Source organism: Castellaniella sp. WN (assembly GCF_054457555.1).
Map to the genome: position 1 here is coordinate 2,663,786 of NZ_JBTKZC010000001.1, position 17,189 is coordinate 2,680,974.

Genomic DNA, 17,189 nt, shown 5'->3' on the forward strand with positions numbered 1-17,189 from the left:
GCGGGCCATCATCGTCAGGCCGCGGCCTTCAGGACCTGGACCTTGTCGGTGGCTTCCCAACTGAATTCCGGTTCGCTGCGGCCGAAATGGCCGTAGGCGGCGGATTTCAAATAGATGGGACGCAGCAGGTCGAGCATGTTGATGATGCCCTTGGGACGCAGATCGAAATGCTCGCGCACCAGGCGCGCGATCTGATCGTCGGGAATCACGCCCGTGCCTTCGGTGTAGACCGTGATGTTGATCGGCTCGGCCACGCCGATGGCATAGCTGACCTGCACCTGGCACTGGCGCGCCAGGCCGGCGGCAACGATGTTCTTGGCCACGTAGCGCGCGGCGTAGGCAGCGGAACGGTCGACCTTGGACGGGTCCTTGCCGGAGAACGCGCCGCCGCCGTGCGGGCAGGCGCCGCCATACGTATCGACGATGATCTTGCGGCCCGTCAGGCCGCAGTCGCCCTGCGGTCCGCCGATGACGAACTTGCCAGTGGGGTTGACCAGGAACCGGGTCCGGTCCGTGAGCAGACCGTCGGCGAAGACCGGGCGGATGATATGCTCGATGGCGGCGTCGCGGATTTCCGCCTGGGAGATGTCTGGATGGTGCTGGGTGGACAGCACCACGGTGTCGACCTCGGCCGGCTTGCCGTCGAGGTAGCGGAAGGTGACCTGGGATTTCGCATCCGGGCGCAGCCAGGGCAGGCGACCGTCCTTGCGCAGTTCGGCCTGACGCTGCACGATGCGGTGCGAATACCAGATCGGCGCGGGCATCAGGTCGGGGGTTTCGTCGCAGGCGTAGCCGAACATCAGGCCCTGGTCGCCGGCGCCCTGGTTCAGGATTTCCTCGGGCGAACGGTCCACGCCCTGGGCGATGTCGGGCGACTGCTTGTCGTAGGCGACCAGCACCGCGCAGCCCTTGTAGTCGATGCCGTAGTCGGTGTTGTCGTAACCGATGCGGCGGATCGTGTCGCGGGCGACCTGGATGTAGTCGACGTTGGCGCGCGAGGTGATCTCGCCGGCCAGCACGACCAGGCCGGTGTTGCAGAGGGTTTCGGCGGCGACCCGGGAATTCGGGTCCTGCTCGAGCAACGCATCGAGGATGGCGTCGGAGATCTGGTCGGCGACTTTGTCGGGGTGCCCTTCGGAGACGGATTCGGAGGTAAAGAGAAAATCGTTGTTTGCCACAGCGATGCGTCCTGTAAAAACGCCGGGTTCGCCGGCGCGAGGTTGAACGAAACGCGTTGCACCTCTTCAGGATATCGGGGCGCGACGCTTTAGCGGAAAGTGGCCCGGCGAGACTTCGCTGCCGGGTGATCGCTCCGCAAGTTGTCGGTTAACTCAGCGATCCCCGCCATTTTAAGCGAAAATGGAATCCATCCGAAAGAAAGCTTATGCCCCGGTGTGGTGTTTGCACGATTCGCGCGGCCGCGCGAATCGTGCCATGCGCCGGATGCAGACGCCCCCTCCAGAATCCCTCGATGCCGCTGTTCCTCGTCCGCCTGCTGGCCACGCCGCCCCTGTCCTGGCTCCAGGCCATCGGCCGGCTGCTCGGCACGGCCGTCTACCTGTTTCCCGGCCGCTACCGCCGCCGCCTGCGGGCCAACGCAGCCCAGGCGGGCTATGCCGATCCGGCCTTCGCCCGCCGCGCCGCCGCCGAGTCCGGCGCCATGATCCTGGAAATCCCCAAGGTCTGGTGGCGCACGCCGCAATGCCTGGCCCTGACGGGCGGCGACCAGGAATCCGTGGTACGCGAGGCCCTGGCCGAAGGCCGGGGCGTGCTGTACCTGACGCCCCACCTCGGCTGCTTCGAGATCACCGCCCGCCACCTGACGCAATACGGGCCGCTGACGGTGATGTTCCGCCCATCGCGCAGCCCGCTGCTGGACCCGATCGTCGAATCCGCGCGCGACATGCGCAATCTGCGCGCCGTCCCGGCCAACCGGAACGGCGTGCGCGAATTCGTGCGCGCCCTCAAGCGCGGCGAGGCCGTGGGCATGCTGCCCGACCAGGTGCCGCGCGAAGGCGACGGCATCTGGCTGCCCTTCTTCGGCCGCCCCGCCCTGACCATGACCCTGGCCGCGCGCCTGGCCCTGCAGACGGGCGTGGCCGTGATCCTGACGGCCGGCGAGCGCCTGCCGGGCGGGCGCGGCTGGCGCATCCATTACCTGCGCCTGCCCGAACCGCTGCCCGGAGATCCGGCCGCGCTGGCCGCCGCCATCAACCAGGCGATGGAAACCCTGATCCGGCGCTTCCCGGAGCAATACCTGTGGAGCTACAACCGCTACAAGATCCCGGGCGACGCCCCGCCCCTGCCCGACGAATCCGCGCCGGCGGCCCAGGGACCGTCCTGAGCGCCGGGCGCGCCGTCCTTCCCCGCTTTCCCGACCATGGCTTTCGATAAAAAACCCCTGCTGCGTGCCGTCCTGGGCCATTTCGGCCGCTGTTCCACCGGCGCGCGGCTGCGCTGGGGGCGCGTCCTGGGATGGCTGACGCCGCGTGTGCTGCGTTCGCGCGCCCACATCGTCCGGGTGAACCTGGAACGCTGCTTTCCCGACCTGTCCCCGGCCGATCGGGACGCCCTGGCGCGCCGCCATTTCCGCCTGCTGGCCCAGTCCTTCGTCGACCGGGGCCTGTGCTGGTTCGGTACACCCGAGCGCATCATGGACACGGTGGAACTGCACGGCGAACATCACCTGCAGGCGCTGCTGGACCAGGGGCGCCGCATCCTGATGTTCGCGCCGCACTTCATCGCCCTGGACGCCGCCGCCACGCGCCTGACCCTGTTCCTGAAGGAATCGGCCACGCTGTACACGCGCCAGAGCGACGCCGACGTGGACGAGATCGTGCGCCTGGGGCGCGGGCGCTTCAACCGGGTCCACCTGGTCAGCCGCCACGACGGCGTGCGCGGCCTGATCCGGCACCTGCGCAAGGGCATCCCCGTGTACTACCTGCCGGACATGGATTTCGGCCGCCAGGGCAGCGCCTTCATCCCCTTCTTCGGCGTGCCCGCCGCCACCCTGCTGTCGGCCGCGCAGATCGCCTCATCCTGGGACGCCGTGGTGGTGCCGGTCATCAGCCGCCTGGACCCCGAGACGGGCCGCTACCGGGTGGACGTGGGCCCGCCCGTCGAGGACTTCCCCGGCGGCGACGGCCCCGAGGCCGCCACCGCCCGCCTGAACGCCCTGATCGAAGCCGAAGTCCGCCGCGATCCGGCCCAGTACTACTGGGTGCATCGGCGCTTCAAGACGCGACCGGAGGGGGAGAAGGGGTTTTATTGACGCGGGACGCGCGAGCGCACGTCCAGGCATCCGCGCGCCGCTCTCGCAGGATTTTGCAGGATAATGCACCAATGATCTGGAACTTCACCAAAATGCAGGGCGCGGGCAACGATTTCATCGTCCTGGACGGCGTGCGCCAGCCCATCGACCTGACGCCCGCCCGCGCCCGGGCGCTGGCCGATCGCCATTTCGGCATCGGCGCCGATCAGATCCTGCTGGTCGAGGACCCCCTGCACCCGGACGCGGACTTCCGCTACCGGATCTTCAACGCCGATGGCGGCGAGGTCGAGCACTGCGGCAATGGCGCGCGCTGCTTCGTGCGCTTCGTGCACGAACAGGGCCTGTCGCGGCGCAACCCGCTGCGCGCCGAGATCGCCACGGGACTGATCGTGCTGCATGAGGCCGAGGACGGCCAGGTCGGCGTGGACATGGGCCGCACCGCCTTCGCGCCCCCGGACCTGGCCTTCGACCCCTCCGGCCTGGAAACCCGGGCCTGCGGCCAGGACACCCTGTACCGCCTGGACCTCCCGCCCGAGGCGGGCGAGGTCTGGTGCTCGCTGGCGGCGGTCTCCAACCCGCATGCCGTGGTCCAGGTAGACGACGTGGACACGCACCCCGTCGCCCGCCTGGGGCCGGCGATCGAATCCCATCCCCGCTTCGCCCGGCGCGTCAACGCCGGCTTCATGCAGGTGATCGACCGCCACCATATCCGGCTGCGGGTCTACGAACGCGGCGCGGGCGAAACTCTGGCCTGCGGCACCGGCGCCTGCGCCGCCGCCGTCTCCGGCATCCGGCGCGGCCTGCTGGACAGCCCGGTGAGGGTGGACACGCGCGGCGGGATCCTGCGGATCGAATGGGACGGCCGGACCCTGTGCATGCAGGGTCCGGCGACCACGGTTTTTCACGGCCGGATCGATATCGACGCCCTGGCCGCGACCCTCTGACCGGCCGCACCTCTTCTGACCGACGGAAAGCCCACATGACACAGGACGCATTCACCGCCCGGGACGTGGCGGACTACCTCAGCCGCAACCCCGACTTCTTCGAGGCGCACGCCGACGTTTTCGCCTCGCTGAACGTGCCCCATCCCCACCAGGCCCGAGCGATCTCGCTGGGGGAACGGCAGATCCTGACTCTGCGCGCGCGCGTCAAGGAACACGAACACCGGCTGATGCAACTGCTGCACAATGCCGGGGGCAACGAGCGCATCAACCAGTCGCTCATGCAGTGGTGCGCGCGCATGCTGGCCGAGCCCGATGCCGGCCGCATCCCGGCCCACATCATCCGCAGCCTGTCGGACCAGTTCGACCTGAGCGCCATCGCCCTGCGGGTCTGGGATCTGCCCGCGCTGGCGGACAGCGAATTCGCCCAGGACGTCGACACCGATATCCGCGCCTATGCCGGGAACCTGGCGCAGCCCTACTGCGGCCCGATCAAGGACCAGGCAGCCGCCCGCTGGCTGGCGTCCGAGCCCGCCTCGCTGGCGATCCTGCCCCTGCGCACGCTGAATGGCGCCACACCGATCGGCCTGCTGGTCCTGGGATCGGACGACGCCCAGCGCTTCACGCCGGACATGGGCACGGCCTTCCTGTCGCTGATCGCCTCCCTCGCGGGCGCAGCCCTGGGGCGGCTGGCCCGCACGGCGCCCGAGGCGGCCTGAACGGCGGCCCGCCATGAACGTGCGCCCCGGCGGCCGGCGCCCTCGCGCGGGGACGGAGGCCGAAGCCTCCTCCACGCGGCCATCCGCATCCCCACCCGAGGCAGCCGCGCCGGACGACGCTCTGGCCGAAGCCTGGCTGTCCGAACTGGGGGCGCAACAGCGCTATTCCGACCATACGATCGCCGCCTACCGCCGCGACCTGCGGGCGCTGCGACAGTGTTTCCCCGGCCAGCCGCTGGACGCGCTGGGCGAAGCCCAGATCCGCCAGGCCTTGGGGCGGCTGCATGCCTCGGGGCTGCAGCCCCGCAGCCTGGCGCGCGCCCTGGCCGCCTGGCGCGGCTATTACGAATGGCGCGCGCCCGCCGCCGGCCTGACGCGCAACCCGGCCCACGGCGTGCGCGCGCCCCGGATCCCGCACAGCCTGCCCAAGGCCCTGTCCGTGGACCAGGCCCAGGCTCTGCTGGACCGCAGCCACCTGCCGCCCGCCGAAACCCCGGTGGAACGGCGCGATATGGCCATGTTCGAGATCCTGTATTCCGGCGGCCTGCGGCTGTCGGAACTGGTCGGCCTGGACTGGCGGCCGGTGCGCGCGCCCGGCCACATTTCGCATAGCTGGATCCTGGCCGACGAGGGCGAGGCGGTCGTCCGGGGCAAGGGCGGCAAGACCCGCATCGTGCCGCTGGGGCGCCAGGCCCTGGCCGCCCTGCGGGCCTGGCTGGACGTCCGCGACGGAATGCTGAACCCCCGGTCCGACGAGGACGCGCGGGCCGCGCTGTTCCTGGGCGAGCGCGGCCAGCGCATCGGCCCGCGCGTGGTGCAGCTGCGCCTGCAAGCCCTGGCGCAGCGCGTCGGCCTGCCGCTGCACGTGCACCCGCACAGCCTGCGGCACAGCTTCGCCAGCCACCTGCTGCAATCCGCCCAGGACCTGCGCGCCGTCCAGGAACTGCTGGGGCACGCCAACATCTCCACGACCCAGATCTACACCCGTCTGGACTTCCAGCACCTGGCCGCCAGCTATGACCAGGCCCATCCCCGGGCGAAGCGCAAGACCGGAGACTGATCTACCGATCGGCCGATGGCCGCAACCAGCCGGCAGGCCGCCATGCGGCCCGCCGCGGGGCGCCTACGGCGCCTCGAACGCCCGCAGCAGCTGCTCCGTGTTCCAGCGGAACATGCCCAGGTAGGTCGAGGCCTCGCGCCCCGGCAGGTCCAGCGTGTCCGCGTACAGCGTGCCGCCCGGCGCCACGCCGGTCTCGGCCGCGATCCGCCGCAGGGCGCGCGCATTGCCGCCCTGCTCCAGGAACAGCGCCCGGATATGGTGCGCCCGGATCCGCCTCACCAGGTCCGCCATGGCGCGCGCCGAGGGCTCCGCCTCGCTGGACAGACCGACGACCGACAGGACCTCGATCCCGTAGGCCGCGCCGAAATAGCCAAAAGCATCGTGCGAAGTCGCCAGCACGCGCCGGCCGGCGGGCACGGCGTCCAGCTTCTGGCGCCATTCAGCGTCGGTCCGGCGCAGCTTGCGCACGTAGGCCTCAGCCCGCGACTGGTAGGCGGACGCGTGGGCCGGATCGGCGTCGGCCAGCCCGCGCGCGATGTTGCGCGCATAGATCACGCCGTTGGCGAGGTCCTGCCAGGCGTGGGGATCGACGCCGCCATGGTCATGATCCGCGTGGCCATGTCCGTGATCGTGGTCATGATCATCGTCCGCCTGCGCGTGGTCGTGGTCCGCGTCTCCGTGCCCGTCCGCCTCGTCCTCGTCGTCCAGGCGCCGGGGCTGCACGCCCCGCGAGGCCTCGATCACGCGTCCCTTGAAGCCGGCCGCCTCGACCAGGCGCGGCATCCAGGACTCGAACCCCAGTCCGTTGACCACCAGCACCCGGGCCCGGCCCAGGGCGCGCGCGTCCTTCGGGGTCGGTTCGAAGGTATGGGCGTCGCGCATCGGCCCGACGAGGACGTCCAGGCGGATGTCATCCCCGCCCACCTCGCGCACGATGTCGCCCAGGATCGAGAACGAGGCCACCACGGGCAGGCGCGCGTCGTCCGCCACACCCTCGGCCTGGGCCGCCTGCGCGCCCGCCGCCATGCCCAGAACCAGGGCGCAGGCGGCCCCCGCCAACCGCGCGCCGCACCGTCCGAACGCGAAAACCCGTCGATCCTTCATCATTGACCCCCTTCCTTCATGGATTGCAGCAGCCGGGCGCGACGCGCCCGCGCTTCGCGCAGGGCCAGCAGGATCCCGCCGTGAGGCCCGAGCGCCACCGAAATGAAATGGATCGCCCCCGCAGCCAGGATGATGGCGGGCGACGCGGGCACATCGGTGTGATAGGACACCAGCAGGCCCGCGTAGGACGCCAGGGCGCCCAGCGCGGCGGCCAGCACCATCTGGGCGCCCACCGGACGCGCCCAGAACCGGGCGGCCGTCGCGGGCAGCATCATGATGCCCACCACCATCAGGGTGCCCAGCACCTGGAAGCCGGCCACCAGGTTCAGCACCAACAGCAGCAGGAAGCCGATGTGCGCCCAGGCGCCCGCCCGACCCTCGGCGCGCAAGAACCCGGGATCCAGGCATTCCATCGCCAGCACGCGCAGCAGCGCGGCCAGCGCCAGCAGCGTGACGCTGCTGACGATCGTGACCAGAATCAGGGCGGCGTCGCCGAGCCCCAGGACAGTGCCGAACAGCACATGGATCAGGTCCATGTTGGTGCCCTTCAGGGACACCAGCAGTACCCCCAGTCCGAGGGACACCAGATAGAAGGCCGCGAAACTGGCGTCCTCGCGCAGGGGCGTCATGCGCGACACCAGGCCGGCCAGCACGGCCACCGCCACGCCGGTGACCAGTCCTCCCAGCGTCATGGCCGTCATGGACAGCCCCGCCGTCAGGAAACCGACCGCCACCCCCGGCAGGATGGCGTGGGCCATGGCATCGCCCATCAGGCTGAGGCGGCGCAGCACCAGGAACACGCCCAGAGGCCCGGCGGCGAAGGCCAGCGCCAGGGCGCCCGCCAGGGCGCGACGCATGAAGCCGTACTCGATGAAAGGCTGCGCCAGCAGATTCCACAGGTCCATCAGGCGGCTCCCCCGGCGCACAAATGGCGGGCCAGGTGCAAGTTGGACGCGCTCAGCACCTGGCCGCTGTCGCCCCAGCCCACGACCTGCCCCGCCAGCAGCAGCGTCTGCGGGAAATAAGCGCGCACCATGTCCAGGTCATGCAGCACGGCGATCAGGGTACGTCCCTCGCCATGCCACCGGTGCAGCAGCGCCAGCAGGTCTTCCGTCGTGGCCCGGTCCACGGCGGCGAAAGGCTCGTCCAGCAGGATCACCCGTGCGTCGCGCAACATCAACCGCGCGAACAGCGCGCGCTGCCGCTGACCGCCGGACAGCGTGTTCACGGACTGGCGGCCCAGGCCGGCCAGGCCCACGGCGCGCAGCGCGGCCTCGACGGCGTCCCGGCCCGCGTCGTCCAGGCCGCGCCAGGCGCCCAGCCGATGCCAGGCCCCCATGGCCACCAGGTCGAAGGTGCTGATGGGAAAGTCCAGGTCCAGTTCGGCCGACTGCGGCAGGCAAGCCAGGTCGCCCGCGATCTCCGGGTCGATCCGGATGCGCCCCCGGATGGGGCTCAGGCGGCCCGCCATGGCTTTGATCAGCGTGGATTTCCCGGCGCCGTTGGGACCCACCACCGCCGTCAGCGAGCCCCGCGGGAACGCGCCGCTGGCATCACGCACCGCGATCCGGTCGCGCCAGCCCAGCCAGACCTGCTGCAGTTCGATCGCGGGCGCCGCCGCGCCGGGTGTCGGAGTCACCACCATTCCAGCGCCCATCCGGTCAGCAGCCACAGGAACAGCACGGCCAGTGCGGCGCGGCGCATGCGTCGGCCGGCCGACAGCGACAGGGAGGAACCGCGATAGCGGCCCGGTCTGGGAAACAGAGAAGGAAGGGGCATGGTGATCCGCGATCGGCATCGCCTTGAATTGTTATGTTATAACATAACTATCATGAACACGAAGATCAGTTCCCGCTCGCATGCCGGGATCGCCGCGCACCTGGACACGGCCGAACGGCTCTGCGCCGAGCGCGGATCGCGTCTGACGCCCCTGCGACGCCTGGTGCTGGAAACGCTGCTGCGCCATCACGGCAGCCTCAAGGCCTACGAACTGCTCGACGCGCTGCGCGTCGCCCAGCCCGGCGCCGCGCCTCCCACGGTCTACCGGGCGCTGGATTTCCTGACAGAGCAGGGGTTGATCCACCGGCTGGACGCCATCAACGCCTGGAGCGCCTGCACCGACGCGGGCGGCCAGCCCCACGACGTGCTGGTCGTCTGTACTCGCTGCGGCAGCGTGGCCGAACTCAGCGACCCCGATCTGGGCCGCCGTCTGGCTGCCTGCGTCGCCCAGGCGGGCTACGCCCTGAGCGGCCAGGAAACCGAACTGCGCGCGCTCTGCCCCCGCTGCCGGCAGGGCTGAATCATGCGCCCGCCGCGAGAGCTCGCGGCTCCACAAGGCCGGGCCGACCCTTTACTTCGACATCGCGGAACCCTATAGTCCTAAAACAAAAGGACAATAAAACCGACGGGAGGCGGCCCGCGCGAGCCGGCCATCCGCCCTGCCCAGGGAGGGGTTCCACCATGGCATTGGATGCGAGCAGCCTGACACGCCTGTCCGTCAGCCTGTATGACGCCTGTTACGACGCCGACTGTTGGCCTCTGGCCGCCCAGGCGCTGCGCGGCTGCCTGGACAGCATGGCCGCCACGCTGGTCGTGCGCAGAAACACGACTTTCCAGACTGTCCATAGCGATTGCGACGCCGATTTCTCCCAGCGATACTGGCTGGATTTCTCCTCCCGGGATCCGATGTTGGCCGGCCCCGTCCCGGCCCGCCGGGTCTATTGCGACCAGACGGTCATGGACCGCACCCGCTTCCAGCGGACCGCCCTGTTCAACGACTGGCTGCGTCCCCAGGACCGGCACAGCGTCCTCCTCATCAAGCTCCCTGACGAACAAGGCGAAACCGCCGCCATCTTTGCGCTCAACCGGGGCGGGTCGCAACCCTTCTACGGCCCCGATGACCTGAAGGCCTGCCGCCAGATCGGGCCCCTGCTGGTCCATGCCGTCCGCCACCAGCGCCGCATCGAACAGCTGCGGCTGCTGTCCGGGGCCGGCCATCCGTCCACGGACGGGCCGGGCCATCTGGTCCTCGACGCGGGCCGCCGCGTGCGGCACCTGGACTCGGCCGCCCAGGCGCTGCTGGACCGGCACCCGGACATCCTGGGTGTCCGCGGCGGAATGCTGGGCACGCCGGACCTCGCCGCGGCATCGTGCCTGGCCCATGCGCTCCTGCGGGCCTGCGCCGGCCACGCAGCCGGGCCGATCGGCGCCGACCTGCTGCTGCGCGACGCCGCCGGCCGCCCCCGGCTGGCCCTGCACATCGCCCCACTGCCCCACGCCCGGCCCTTTGGACTGGAGGACGATGGCCTGGCCTCTCTCATGCTGCGGTCCCTGCGGGCCGATGTCGGTCCGGACGTCTGCTCCCGCCTGCGAGCCCTGTTCGACCTCAGCCCCAAAGAAGCCCAGTTGGCCCAGGCCCTGATGCGGGGCCTGTCGCTGCGCGAGGCCGCCCAGGAACGCCATGTCGGCCTGACCACCGTACGCAGCCAGCTGGCCAGCCTGTTCCGCAAGACAGGCACGACCCGCCAGGGCCAGCTGATCGCTCTCCTGGCAAGGGCGGCGGCCACATAGCGCATTCTCCGGGCACGCGAAATCGCCAGGTCTCCAGGGAAATCCCTTGCGACCCGCGGGTCTCATCCGCCCGGCGCCCGAGTGGACCCGACCGCCGGGGCGCCAGACTCCGAGTTTGCCCTAAACCCGGGGCTATGATGTAATCGCATGCTGATCGCCGCACCCCAGCCAGCCGCCGGGAGGCCAACGCTCCCGCAGCCGGCGCGTCGGGGACGGCGCATCGCATTCGAGGCCATCATGAACACTGCTCCATCCGCCGATTCCCTGATTCCCGTCACCGTGCTCACCGGTTTCCTGGGAGCGGGCAAGACGACCCTGCTGCGCCGCATCCTGACGGAATTCCACGGCCAGCGCATCGCCGTCATCGAAAACGAGTTCGGCGAGGAAAACATCGACAACGACCTGCTGGTCCAGGACAGCGACGAGCAGGTCGTGGAACTGAGCAACGGCTGCGTCTGCTGCACCGTTCGCGGCGACCTGATCCGCACCCTGGGCGACCTCGCCGCCCGGCGTGCCGCCGGCGACGTGCGCTTCGATCGCGTGATCATCGAGACCACGGGCATGGCCAACCCCGGCCCGGTCTGCCAGACCTTCTTCATGGACGACGACATCGCCGCCACCTACCGCCTGGACGCCGTCGTCACGGTGGTGGACGCCAAGCACGGCATGGCCACCCTGGACCGCCAGGAAGAGGCCCAGCGCCAGGTCGGCTTCGCCGACCGCATCCTGATCTCGAAAAAAGACCTGGTCAACGAAGCCGACTACCAGGCCCTGCGCGCCCGCCTCGTGCGGATCAATCCACGCGCTTCCATCATGCCCGCGCATTTCGGCGAGACCGATCTGAAAACCCTGCTGGACGTCAGCGGCTTCGATCTGGACGCCATCCTGGACATCGACCCCGAATTCCTCGCCGAAGAAGCCGCCGGGCACGATCATCACGGCCACGGCCACCATGATCACGATCACGACGACGAGGACGGCCACCACGCCTGCGGTCCCGCCTGCGGCCACGATCACCACCACGCCCATCACGACGACGAGATCGGCGCCTTCGTGTTCCGCTCAAACCGCGCCTTCGACCCGGAACGCCTGGAGGACTTCCTCGGCGGCATCGTCCAGGTCTACGGTCCCGACCTGCTGCGCTACAAGGGCATCCTGTACATCAAGGGCATCAACCGCCGCATGCTGTTCCAGGGTGTCCACATGATGTTCGGCGCCGAGCCCGGCAGGCCCTGGCCAGCCAGTGAAAAACCGAATACCCGCATGGTCTTCATCGGCCGTAAACTGCCCCAGGACATCTTCACCCAGGGGCTCGAACAATGCCTGGCCTGAACACCGCATCACCGCCGCCGCCCCACCGTACCTTCCGGTCGCGGCACACAGGGCCCGGCACATAAAGAAAAGAGGACACGACATGGCTACCAAATCCAGCACCAAGCCCCAGGGCAAGCCGCTCACGGAAAAAGAGCTGCTGGCGATGCCTGAAAAGGACTACATGAACGATGCCCAGCTGGCGTTCTTCCGCGCACGCCTGCACCAGCTCGAACACGAAATCCTGACCAACGCCGGCGCCACGACCGAGAACCTGCGCGAAACCCAGTACGTGCCCGACCCGGCCGACCGCGCGACGATCGAAGAAGAACACGCGCTGGAACTGCGTACCCGCGACCGCGAGCGCAAGCTGCTGAAAAAGGTCCAGCAGTCCATCGCCCGCATCGATGCGGGCGAATACGGCTGGTGCGAGGAAACCGGCGAACCCATCGGCATCGCCCGCCTGCTCGCCCGCCCCACGGCCACCCTGTCGCTGGAAGCGCAGGAACGCCGCGAAATGCGCCAGAAGCTCTACGGGGATTGAGTTCGGCGCCCGACCGCGCCGCGCCGCGTTGCAAATCCCGCGATAGTCGTACTATCGCTACGATTTGCGCCTTGCCTGGCATGCCCAGGCATCCGTATTTCAAAGCGAGCTTGAATTCCCCGCTCCCGCCCCCATGTGTTTCTCTCCACACGAGAGAACCGCATGGAACAATTTCACGCCACCACCATCGTCTGCGTCCGGCGCGGCGAAGAAGTCGCGCTGGGCGGTGACGGTCAGGTCACGCTGGGCAACATCGTCATCAAGGGTACGGCCCGCAAGATCCGGCGGCTCTACCATGACACGGTCCTGGCCGGCTTCGCCGGCGCCACGGCCGACGCCTTCACCCTGCAGGAACGTTTCGAGGCCAAACTGGAAAAGCACCAGGGCCACTTGATGCGCGCCGCCGTGGAACTGACCCGCGACTGGCGCACCGACCGCGTGCTGCGCCGGCTGGAGGCCATGCTGATCGTGGCCGACCGCGAACACACCCTGATCCTGACGGGCACCGGCGACGTCCTGGAGCCCGAACACGGCATTGCCGCCATCGGCTCGGGCGGCGCCTACGCCCAGGCGGCGGCGCGCGCCCTGCTGTACGCCACGGATCAGTCTCCTGCCGACATCGTCAAGAAATCCCTGGAGATCGCCGGGGAGATCTGTATCTACACCAACCAGAACCACATCGTCGAAACGCTTTAGGCCCGCCCCATGTCTGATGCCACCCCCATGACCCCCAAGGAAATCGTCTCGGAACTGGACAAGCACATCGTCGGCCAGGACAAGGCCAAGCGGTCGGTGGCCGTGGCGCTGCGCAACCGCTGGCGCCGACAGCAGGTGCCCGAGCCCCTGCGCCACGAGATCGTCCCCAAGAACATCCTGATGATCGGCCCCACCGGCGTGGGCAAGACCGAGATCGCCCGCCGTCTGGCCCGCCTGGCCAACGCCCCCTTCATCAAGATCGAGGCCACCAAGTTCACCGAGGTCGGCTACGTGGGCCGCGACGTGGACACCATTGTGCGCGACCTGATCGAGGTCGCCGTCAAGCAGACGCGCGAGACGGAGATGCGCCGCGTGCGCACCCAGGCGGAAGACGCCGCCGAGGACCGCATCCTGGACGCCCTGCTGCCTCCCCCGCGCAATGCCCACGGCGAGCCCGAGCGCGAGGAAAGCAACACCCGCCAGGTCTTCCGCAAACGCCTGCGCGAAGGCAAGCTGGACGACACGCAGGTCGACATCGAGGTCGCCCAGACGCCGCCGCACATGGAAATCATGGCGCCCCCGGGCATGGAGGAAATGACCGAGCAGTTGCGCGGCATGTTCGCCGGCCTGTCCCAGGGCAAGACCAAGTCGCGCAAGCTGTCCGTGAAGGAGGCCTTCCGCCTGCTGGTCGAGGAAGAGGCCGCGCGCCGCATCAACGAAGAGGAACTGCGCGCCCACGCCGTCACCCTGGCCGAGCAGCACGGCATCGTCTTCCTGGACGAAATCGACAAGATCGCCGCACGCCAGGAGCAGGGCGGCGCCGACGTCTCGCGCCAGGGCGTGCAGCGCGACCTGCTGCCGCTGGTCGAGGGCACCACCGTCAACACCAAGTACGGCATGGTGCGCACCGACCACATCCTGTTCATCGCCTCCGGCGCCTTCCACCTGTCCCGTCCGTCGGACCTGATCCCGGAACTGCAGGGCCGCTTCCCGATCCGGGTGGAACTGGACTCTCTGACGGCGGAGGACTTCGTGCGCATCCTCGTCGAGACCGACGCCTCGCTGACCAAGCAATACAGCGCCCTGCTGGCCACCGAGGACGTGACGCTGGAATTCACCGGGGACGGCGTGCGGCGCCTGGCCGAGCTGGCCTTCGAGGTCAACGAGCGCACGGAAAACATCGGCGCCCGGCGCCTGTACACGGTCATGGAAAAGCTGCTGGAGGACCTGTCCTTCGAAGCCGCCAGCCCGGGCTCGAAAACCGTGGTGATCGATGCCGCCTACGTGAACGACAAGCTGTCCGAGGCGGCTGGCAGCCAGGACCTGGCGCGCTACGTGCTGTAGAACCCGTTCACGCCGATCTCGACATCGTGTCGGGCCGGCGCGCCGCCGCGCGCCGGAAGGCGGAGGGCGGCACGCCATGCCAGCGTCGGAACGCCTGGGAAAAACTCGACAAGCTGGCATACCCCATGCGCTCGGCCACCCGCGACAGACTGTCCTGTTCCTCGCCCACCAGACGGGCGGCCAGCGCCGCGCGCTCCTGCGCCGCCAGCACGCGGAACGAAACACCGGCGCGGCCCAGACGGCGCTTGAGCGTCCGTTCGCTGGTGTGCAGGGCACTGGCCAGCGCACCCAGGCTGGGCGGCGTCCCGGAGTCGGAAGACAATAGATAGTCCCGCGCCGCCTGGGCGGCGTCCGGCAGGATCCGTTGCCGTTCGAGCTGCTCGCGGCACAGACGTTCGCACAGCGACAGCGTCAGGGGATCGGCATGGGGCAGGCGGCGCGCCAGGAACCCGACGGGGAAGGCCAGCCGGTAGACCGCGCCCCGGAACGAGGGCTCGGCGCCGCCAGGCCTGGGCGGATCGGCCGGCCGCGAGAACGCCCGTCCCCGGCCGTCCTTGAGCTCGAAGGCCGACAATCGGAAATTCTCGCCACCCACCTCCCGCAGCAGGTTCGCGCTGGCCGCCATGTCGCGTTCCGCCACGAAACGACCCAGCGCCGCGGACAGTCCGGGCGGCGGCGCATAGTGCAGCACGGCCAGCCCCCCGCGCTGTGCAAAGCGGATCGAGCAATAGGCGAAGCTGAGGCCGATGAACCGCAGTGCCCAGGCCAGAGCGTCCCCCATCGTCGGGTTGTTGAGCAGGCCGTAGCCCCACAGGCCGAAGGTCGAAAAGGTATAGTGCCGCCCCATTTCCAGGCCGAGGCCGGGCGGATGGCCCAGTGCGCGGAGCAAGTTCCCGATCACCCGGAGCTCCTGCCCTCCCAGCAGGCGGCATTCCGGATCATCGAGCTGCGCCCGGCCGATGCCGCTGCCCGCCAGCAGGCATCCGGCAGGCAAGCCGCGATGCGCGCCGAACTCCAGCACCAGCCGCACGCTGCCCGGCCCGCGCGCAAAATCCCGAAAGATCATCAGGGGTTTCCCGTAAGTCCCGACCAATGGCCTGAATTCTAAAACGAATGGCCCCGCCGCCCATTGGGATCAACCCGCGCCGGTCCGTATCATGGCCTCCTGCCCTTCTCGCCGCCGCGCACTTCCGACCGAGCCAGAATCATGCCCGCCTCCCTGGAATCACTCGACGCCCTGCTCGCGCGCCAGCGCGCAGCCTTCCGTGCGGACCCCCACCCGGGGCCGACCGCGCGCCGGGACCGGCTGGAGCGCCTGCTGCTGCTCACCGATCGCCACGAGGCGTCGTTCATCCAGGCGATCGACGCCGATTTTGGCGGACGCAGCGCCCATGAGACCCGCCTGGCCGAACTGCTGGTCGTGCGTTCGGGCATCCGCCATGCGCTGCGGCACCTGCGCCGCTGGATGCGGGTGCGGCGGATGCCCACCGCGCCGTATTTCCGGCCCGGCCGCAACCGCCTGATGCCGCAGCCCCTGGGCGTGGTGGGCATCATCGCCCCCTGGAACTATCCCTTCCAGCTCTCGATCGGCCCCGCGGTCGCCGCCCTGGCCGCCGGCAACCGTGCCCTCGTCAAGCCTTCGGAACTGACGCCGCGATTCGCCGAGGCGCTCCAGGAGGCCGTCGCAACGCATTTCGCGCCGGACGAACTGGCCGTAGTCCAGGGTGGCGCCGAACTTGCCGACGCCTTCGCCCGCCTGCCGCTGAACCACCTGTTCTTCACCGGTTCGCCCACCGTGGGACGCCTGGTGGCCCGGGCCGCCGCGGAGCGCCTGACCCCGCTCACGCTGGAACTGGGCGGCAAATCCCCCGCCATCCTGGCGCCGGACTGCGACCTGGCCGACGCCGCGCGGCGGATCGCCTTCGGCAAGCTGCTGAACGCGGGCCAGACCTGCATCGCCCCGGACTACCTGCTGGTCCCCGCCGGCCAGGCCGACGCGGTCGCCGACGCACTGGCCACGGCCATCGGCCGCCTGTACCCCGGACTCCCGGCCACGCCGGACTATTCCGCCATCATCGGCGAACGCCACCACGCGCGGCTGGCCGAACTGGTGGAAGACGCCCGGGCACAAGGCGCTCGCATCCTGCGGCCCGGGTGGCCGGCGCAGTCGGACGCCGCCGCCCGCAAGTTCCCGCCGACCCTAGTCCTGGACGCGCCGCCCCGGGCCCGGCTGATGCGCGAGGAAATCTTCGGCCCCATCCTGCCGATCCTCGAATACCGCGATCCGCAGGAAGCGATCGACCGCGTCAACGCCGGCGAACGGCCGCTCGCCCTCTACTGGTTCGGCCGGGACCCGGAGCTGCGCGACCACGTGCTGCGCTCGACCCACGCCGGCGGCGTCTGCGTCAACGACTGCCTATGGCAACTGGCCCAGGAGGCACAGCCCTTCGGCGGTGTGGGCATGAGCGGCTTCGGGGCCTACCACGGCCGCTGGGGATTCGACCGGTTCAGCCATCTGAAGCCAATCTTCCTCCAGAGCCGCCTGGGCGGCGCCCCCCTGCTGCACCCTCCCTATGGCCGGGCTTTCGAGACACTGCTGGCCCTGCTCAAAAAGATCGCCTGAACCCTG

The 17,189-nt window shown here is 69.6% G+C and carries 18 protein-coding genes; 12 read left to right on the top strand and 6 right to left on the bottom strand.

Translation table 11 applies throughout. The features are described 5' to 3' along the window. Nucleotides 1-14: 14 nt before the first annotated feature. Nucleotides 15-1,178: a methionine adenosyltransferase gene (metK, locus tag ACTPOE_RS12590; RefSeq protein WP_458872479.1), complete on the bottom strand. Its 1,164-nt coding sequence runs from the start codon at nt 1,176-1,178 to the stop codon at nt 15-17. Nucleotides 1,179-1,471: 293 nt separating this feature from the next. Here metK and ACTPOE_RS12595 point away from each other — a divergent pair, with 293 nt between their 5' ends. The 5 genes from ACTPOE_RS12595 to ACTPOE_RS12615 are packed head-to-tail and all read left to right on the top strand — an operon-like array spanning nt 1,472 to nt 5,991. Continuing rightward, nucleotides 1,472-2,344, top strand: coding sequence for a lysophospholipid acyltransferase family protein (locus tag ACTPOE_RS12595; protein ID WP_458872480.1), 873 nt, complete (start codon nt 1,472-1,474; stop codon nt 2,342-2,344). Between the two features lie 36 nt (nt 2,345-2,380). Further along, complete coding sequence (locus ACTPOE_RS12600) at nt 2,381-3,271, top strand: lysophospholipid acyltransferase family protein (protein WP_458872481.1); 891 nt, start codon at nt 2,381-2,383, stop codon at nt 3,269-3,271. Nucleotides 3,272-3,324: 53 nt separating this feature from the next. Continuing rightward, nucleotides 3,325-4,215 (top strand): diaminopimelate epimerase, encoded by an 891-nt coding sequence (dapF, locus tag ACTPOE_RS12605; RefSeq protein ID WP_458872482.1) that lies wholly within the window; start codon nt 3,325-3,327, stop codon nt 4,213-4,215. Between the two features lie 35 nt (nt 4,216-4,250). After that, the gene (locus tag ACTPOE_RS12610; RefSeq protein WP_458872483.1) at nt 4,251-4,931 is read left to right on the top strand and encodes a DUF484 family protein; all 681 of its coding nucleotides are present in this window, start codon (nt 4,251-4,253) and stop codon (nt 4,929-4,931) included. Between the two features lie 13 nt (nt 4,932-4,944). Beyond that, entirely contained in the window at nt 4,945-5,991 is a 1,047-nt protein-coding gene (locus ACTPOE_RS12615) for a tyrosine recombinase XerC (RefSeq protein WP_458872484.1), read from the top strand. Between the two features lie 63 nt (nt 5,992-6,054). On the opposite strand, the gene ACTPOE_RS12620 is transcribed toward ACTPOE_RS12615, so the two are convergent. From ACTPOE_RS12620 to ACTPOE_RS12635, 4 genes are read right to left on the bottom strand one after another with little or no spacing between them, the layout of a single operon-like run. After that, entirely contained in the window at nt 6,055-7,098 is a 1,044-nt protein-coding gene (locus tag ACTPOE_RS12620; RefSeq protein WP_458872485.1) for a metal ABC transporter solute-binding protein, Zn/Mn family, read from the bottom strand. Next, entirely contained in the window at nt 7,095-8,000 is a 906-nt protein-coding gene (locus tag ACTPOE_RS12625; protein WP_458872486.1) for a metal ABC transporter permease, read from the bottom strand. Before ACTPOE_RS12625 ends, ACTPOE_RS12620 begins: the two co-directional genes overlap by 4 nt. Then, on the bottom strand, nt 8,000-8,734 hold the full coding sequence (locus ACTPOE_RS12630) for a metal ABC transporter ATP-binding protein (RefSeq protein ID WP_458872487.1): 735 nt from the start codon (nt 8,732-8,734) through the stop codon (nt 8,000-8,002). The genes ACTPOE_RS12625 and ACTPOE_RS12630 overlap by 1 nt, the downstream gene beginning before the upstream one ends. After that, nucleotides 8,731-8,874, bottom strand: a complete 144-nt coding sequence (locus tag ACTPOE_RS12635) for a hypothetical protein (RefSeq protein ID WP_458872488.1) — start codon at nt 8,872-8,874, stop codon at nt 8,731-8,733. Before ACTPOE_RS12635 ends, ACTPOE_RS12630 begins: the two co-directional genes overlap by 4 nt. Before the next feature lie 52 nt (nt 8,875-8,926). Between ACTPOE_RS12635 and ACTPOE_RS12640 the strand changes: the two genes are divergently transcribed. The 6 genes from ACTPOE_RS12640 to hslU all read left to right on the top strand — a co-directional run bounded on the left by ACTPOE_RS12640 (nt 8,927) and on the right by hslU (nt 14,560). Then, the gene (locus ACTPOE_RS12640) at nt 8,927-9,394 is read left to right on the top strand and encodes a Fur family transcriptional regulator (protein WP_458872489.1); all 468 of its coding nucleotides are present in this window, start codon (nt 8,927-8,929) and stop codon (nt 9,392-9,394) included. Nucleotides 9,395-9,555: 161 nt separating this feature from the next. Continuing rightward, complete coding sequence (locus ACTPOE_RS12645; RefSeq protein ID WP_458872490.1) at nt 9,556-10,665, top strand: helix-turn-helix transcriptional regulator; 1,110 nt, start codon at nt 9,556-9,558, stop codon at nt 10,663-10,665. 237 nt (nt 10,666-10,902) lie between these two features. Further along, the gene (locus ACTPOE_RS12650) at nt 10,903-11,997 is read left to right on the top strand and encodes a CobW family GTP-binding protein (RefSeq protein ID WP_458872491.1); all 1,095 of its coding nucleotides are present in this window, start codon (nt 10,903-10,905) and stop codon (nt 11,995-11,997) included. Nucleotides 11,998-12,079: 82 nt separating this feature from the next. After that, complete coding sequence (gene dksA / locus ACTPOE_RS12655; protein WP_458872492.1) at nt 12,080-12,520, top strand: RNA polymerase-binding protein DksA; 441 nt, start codon at nt 12,080-12,082, stop codon at nt 12,518-12,520. Nucleotides 12,521-12,682: 162 nt separating this feature from the next. Then, nucleotides 12,683-13,216, top strand: coding sequence for an ATP-dependent protease subunit HslV (hslV, locus tag ACTPOE_RS12660; RefSeq protein WP_458872493.1), 534 nt, complete (start codon nt 12,683-12,685; stop codon nt 13,214-13,216). A gap of 27 nt (nt 13,217-13,243) precedes the next feature. Then, complete coding sequence (gene hslU, locus ACTPOE_RS12665) at nt 13,244-14,560, top strand: ATP-dependent protease ATPase subunit HslU (protein WP_458872827.1); 1,317 nt, start codon at nt 13,244-13,246, stop codon at nt 14,558-14,560. A 7-nt stretch (nt 14,561-14,567) separates the two neighbouring features. Here the strand turns inward: hslU and ACTPOE_RS12670 are convergent, their stop codons facing one another. Beyond that, nucleotides 14,568-15,626: an AraC family transcriptional regulator ligand-binding domain-containing protein gene (locus ACTPOE_RS12670; RefSeq protein ID WP_458872494.1), complete on the bottom strand. Its 1,059-nt coding sequence runs from the start codon at nt 15,624-15,626 to the stop codon at nt 14,568-14,570. Nucleotides 15,627-15,764: 138 nt separating this feature from the next. Here ACTPOE_RS12670 and ACTPOE_RS12675 point away from each other — a divergent pair, with 138 nt between their 5' ends. Continuing rightward, the gene (locus ACTPOE_RS12675; RefSeq protein ID WP_458872828.1) at nt 15,765-17,183 is read left to right on the top strand and encodes a coniferyl aldehyde dehydrogenase; all 1,419 of its coding nucleotides are present in this window, start codon (nt 15,765-15,767) and stop codon (nt 17,181-17,183) included. Nucleotides 17,184-17,189: the final 6 nt, after the last annotated feature.

Excerpts from the sequence above, each read along its gene's own strand:
- ACTPOE_RS12645 (WP_458872490.1), top strand. The coding sequence starts at position 9,556 with ATGGCATTGGATGCGAGCAGCCTGACACGCCTGTCCGTCAGCCTGTAT.
- ACTPOE_RS12670 (WP_458872494.1), bottom strand. The coding sequence starts at position 15,626 with ATGATCTTTCGGGATTTTGCGCGCGGGCCGGGCAGCGTGCGGCTGGTG.
- hslV (WP_458872493.1), top strand. The coding sequence starts at position 12,683 with ATGGAACAATTTCACGCCACCACCATCGTCTGCGTCCGGCGCGGCGAA.
- ACTPOE_RS12615 (WP_458872484.1), top strand. The coding sequence starts at position 4,945 with ATGAACGTGCGCCCCGGCGGCCGGCGCCCTCGCGCGGGGACGGAGGCC.
- ACTPOE_RS12625 (WP_458872486.1), bottom strand. The coding sequence starts at position 8,000 with ATGGACCTGTGGAATCTGCTGGCGCAGCCTTTCATCGAGTACGGCTTC.
- hslU (WP_458872827.1), top strand. The coding sequence starts at position 13,244 with ATGACCCCCAAGGAAATCGTCTCGGAACTGGACAAGCACATCGTCGGC.
- ACTPOE_RS12640 (WP_458872489.1), top strand. The coding sequence starts at position 8,927 with ATGAACACGAAGATCAGTTCCCGCTCGCATGCCGGGATCGCCGCGCAC.
- ACTPOE_RS12610 (WP_458872483.1), top strand. The coding sequence starts at position 4,251 with ATGACACAGGACGCATTCACCGCCCGGGACGTGGCGGACTACCTCAGC.
- ACTPOE_RS12600 (WP_458872481.1), top strand. The coding sequence starts at position 2,381 with ATGGCTTTCGATAAAAAACCCCTGCTGCGTGCCGTCCTGGGCCATTTC.
- ACTPOE_RS12595 (WP_458872480.1), top strand. The coding sequence starts at position 1,472 with ATGCCGCTGTTCCTCGTCCGCCTGCTGGCCACGCCGCCCCTGTCCTGG.
- dksA (WP_458872492.1), top strand. The coding sequence starts at position 12,080 with ATGGCTACCAAATCCAGCACCAAGCCCCAGGGCAAGCCGCTCACGGAA.
- ACTPOE_RS12635 (WP_458872488.1), bottom strand. The coding sequence starts at position 8,874 with ATGCCCCTTCCTTCTCTGTTTCCCAGACCGGGCCGCTATCGCGGTTCC.
- ACTPOE_RS12620 (WP_458872485.1), bottom strand. The coding sequence starts at position 7,098 with ATGATGAAGGATCGACGGGTTTTCGCGTTCGGACGGTGCGGCGCGCGG.
- ACTPOE_RS12650 (WP_458872491.1), top strand. The coding sequence starts at position 10,903 with ATGAACACTGCTCCATCCGCCGATTCCCTGATTCCCGTCACCGTGCTC.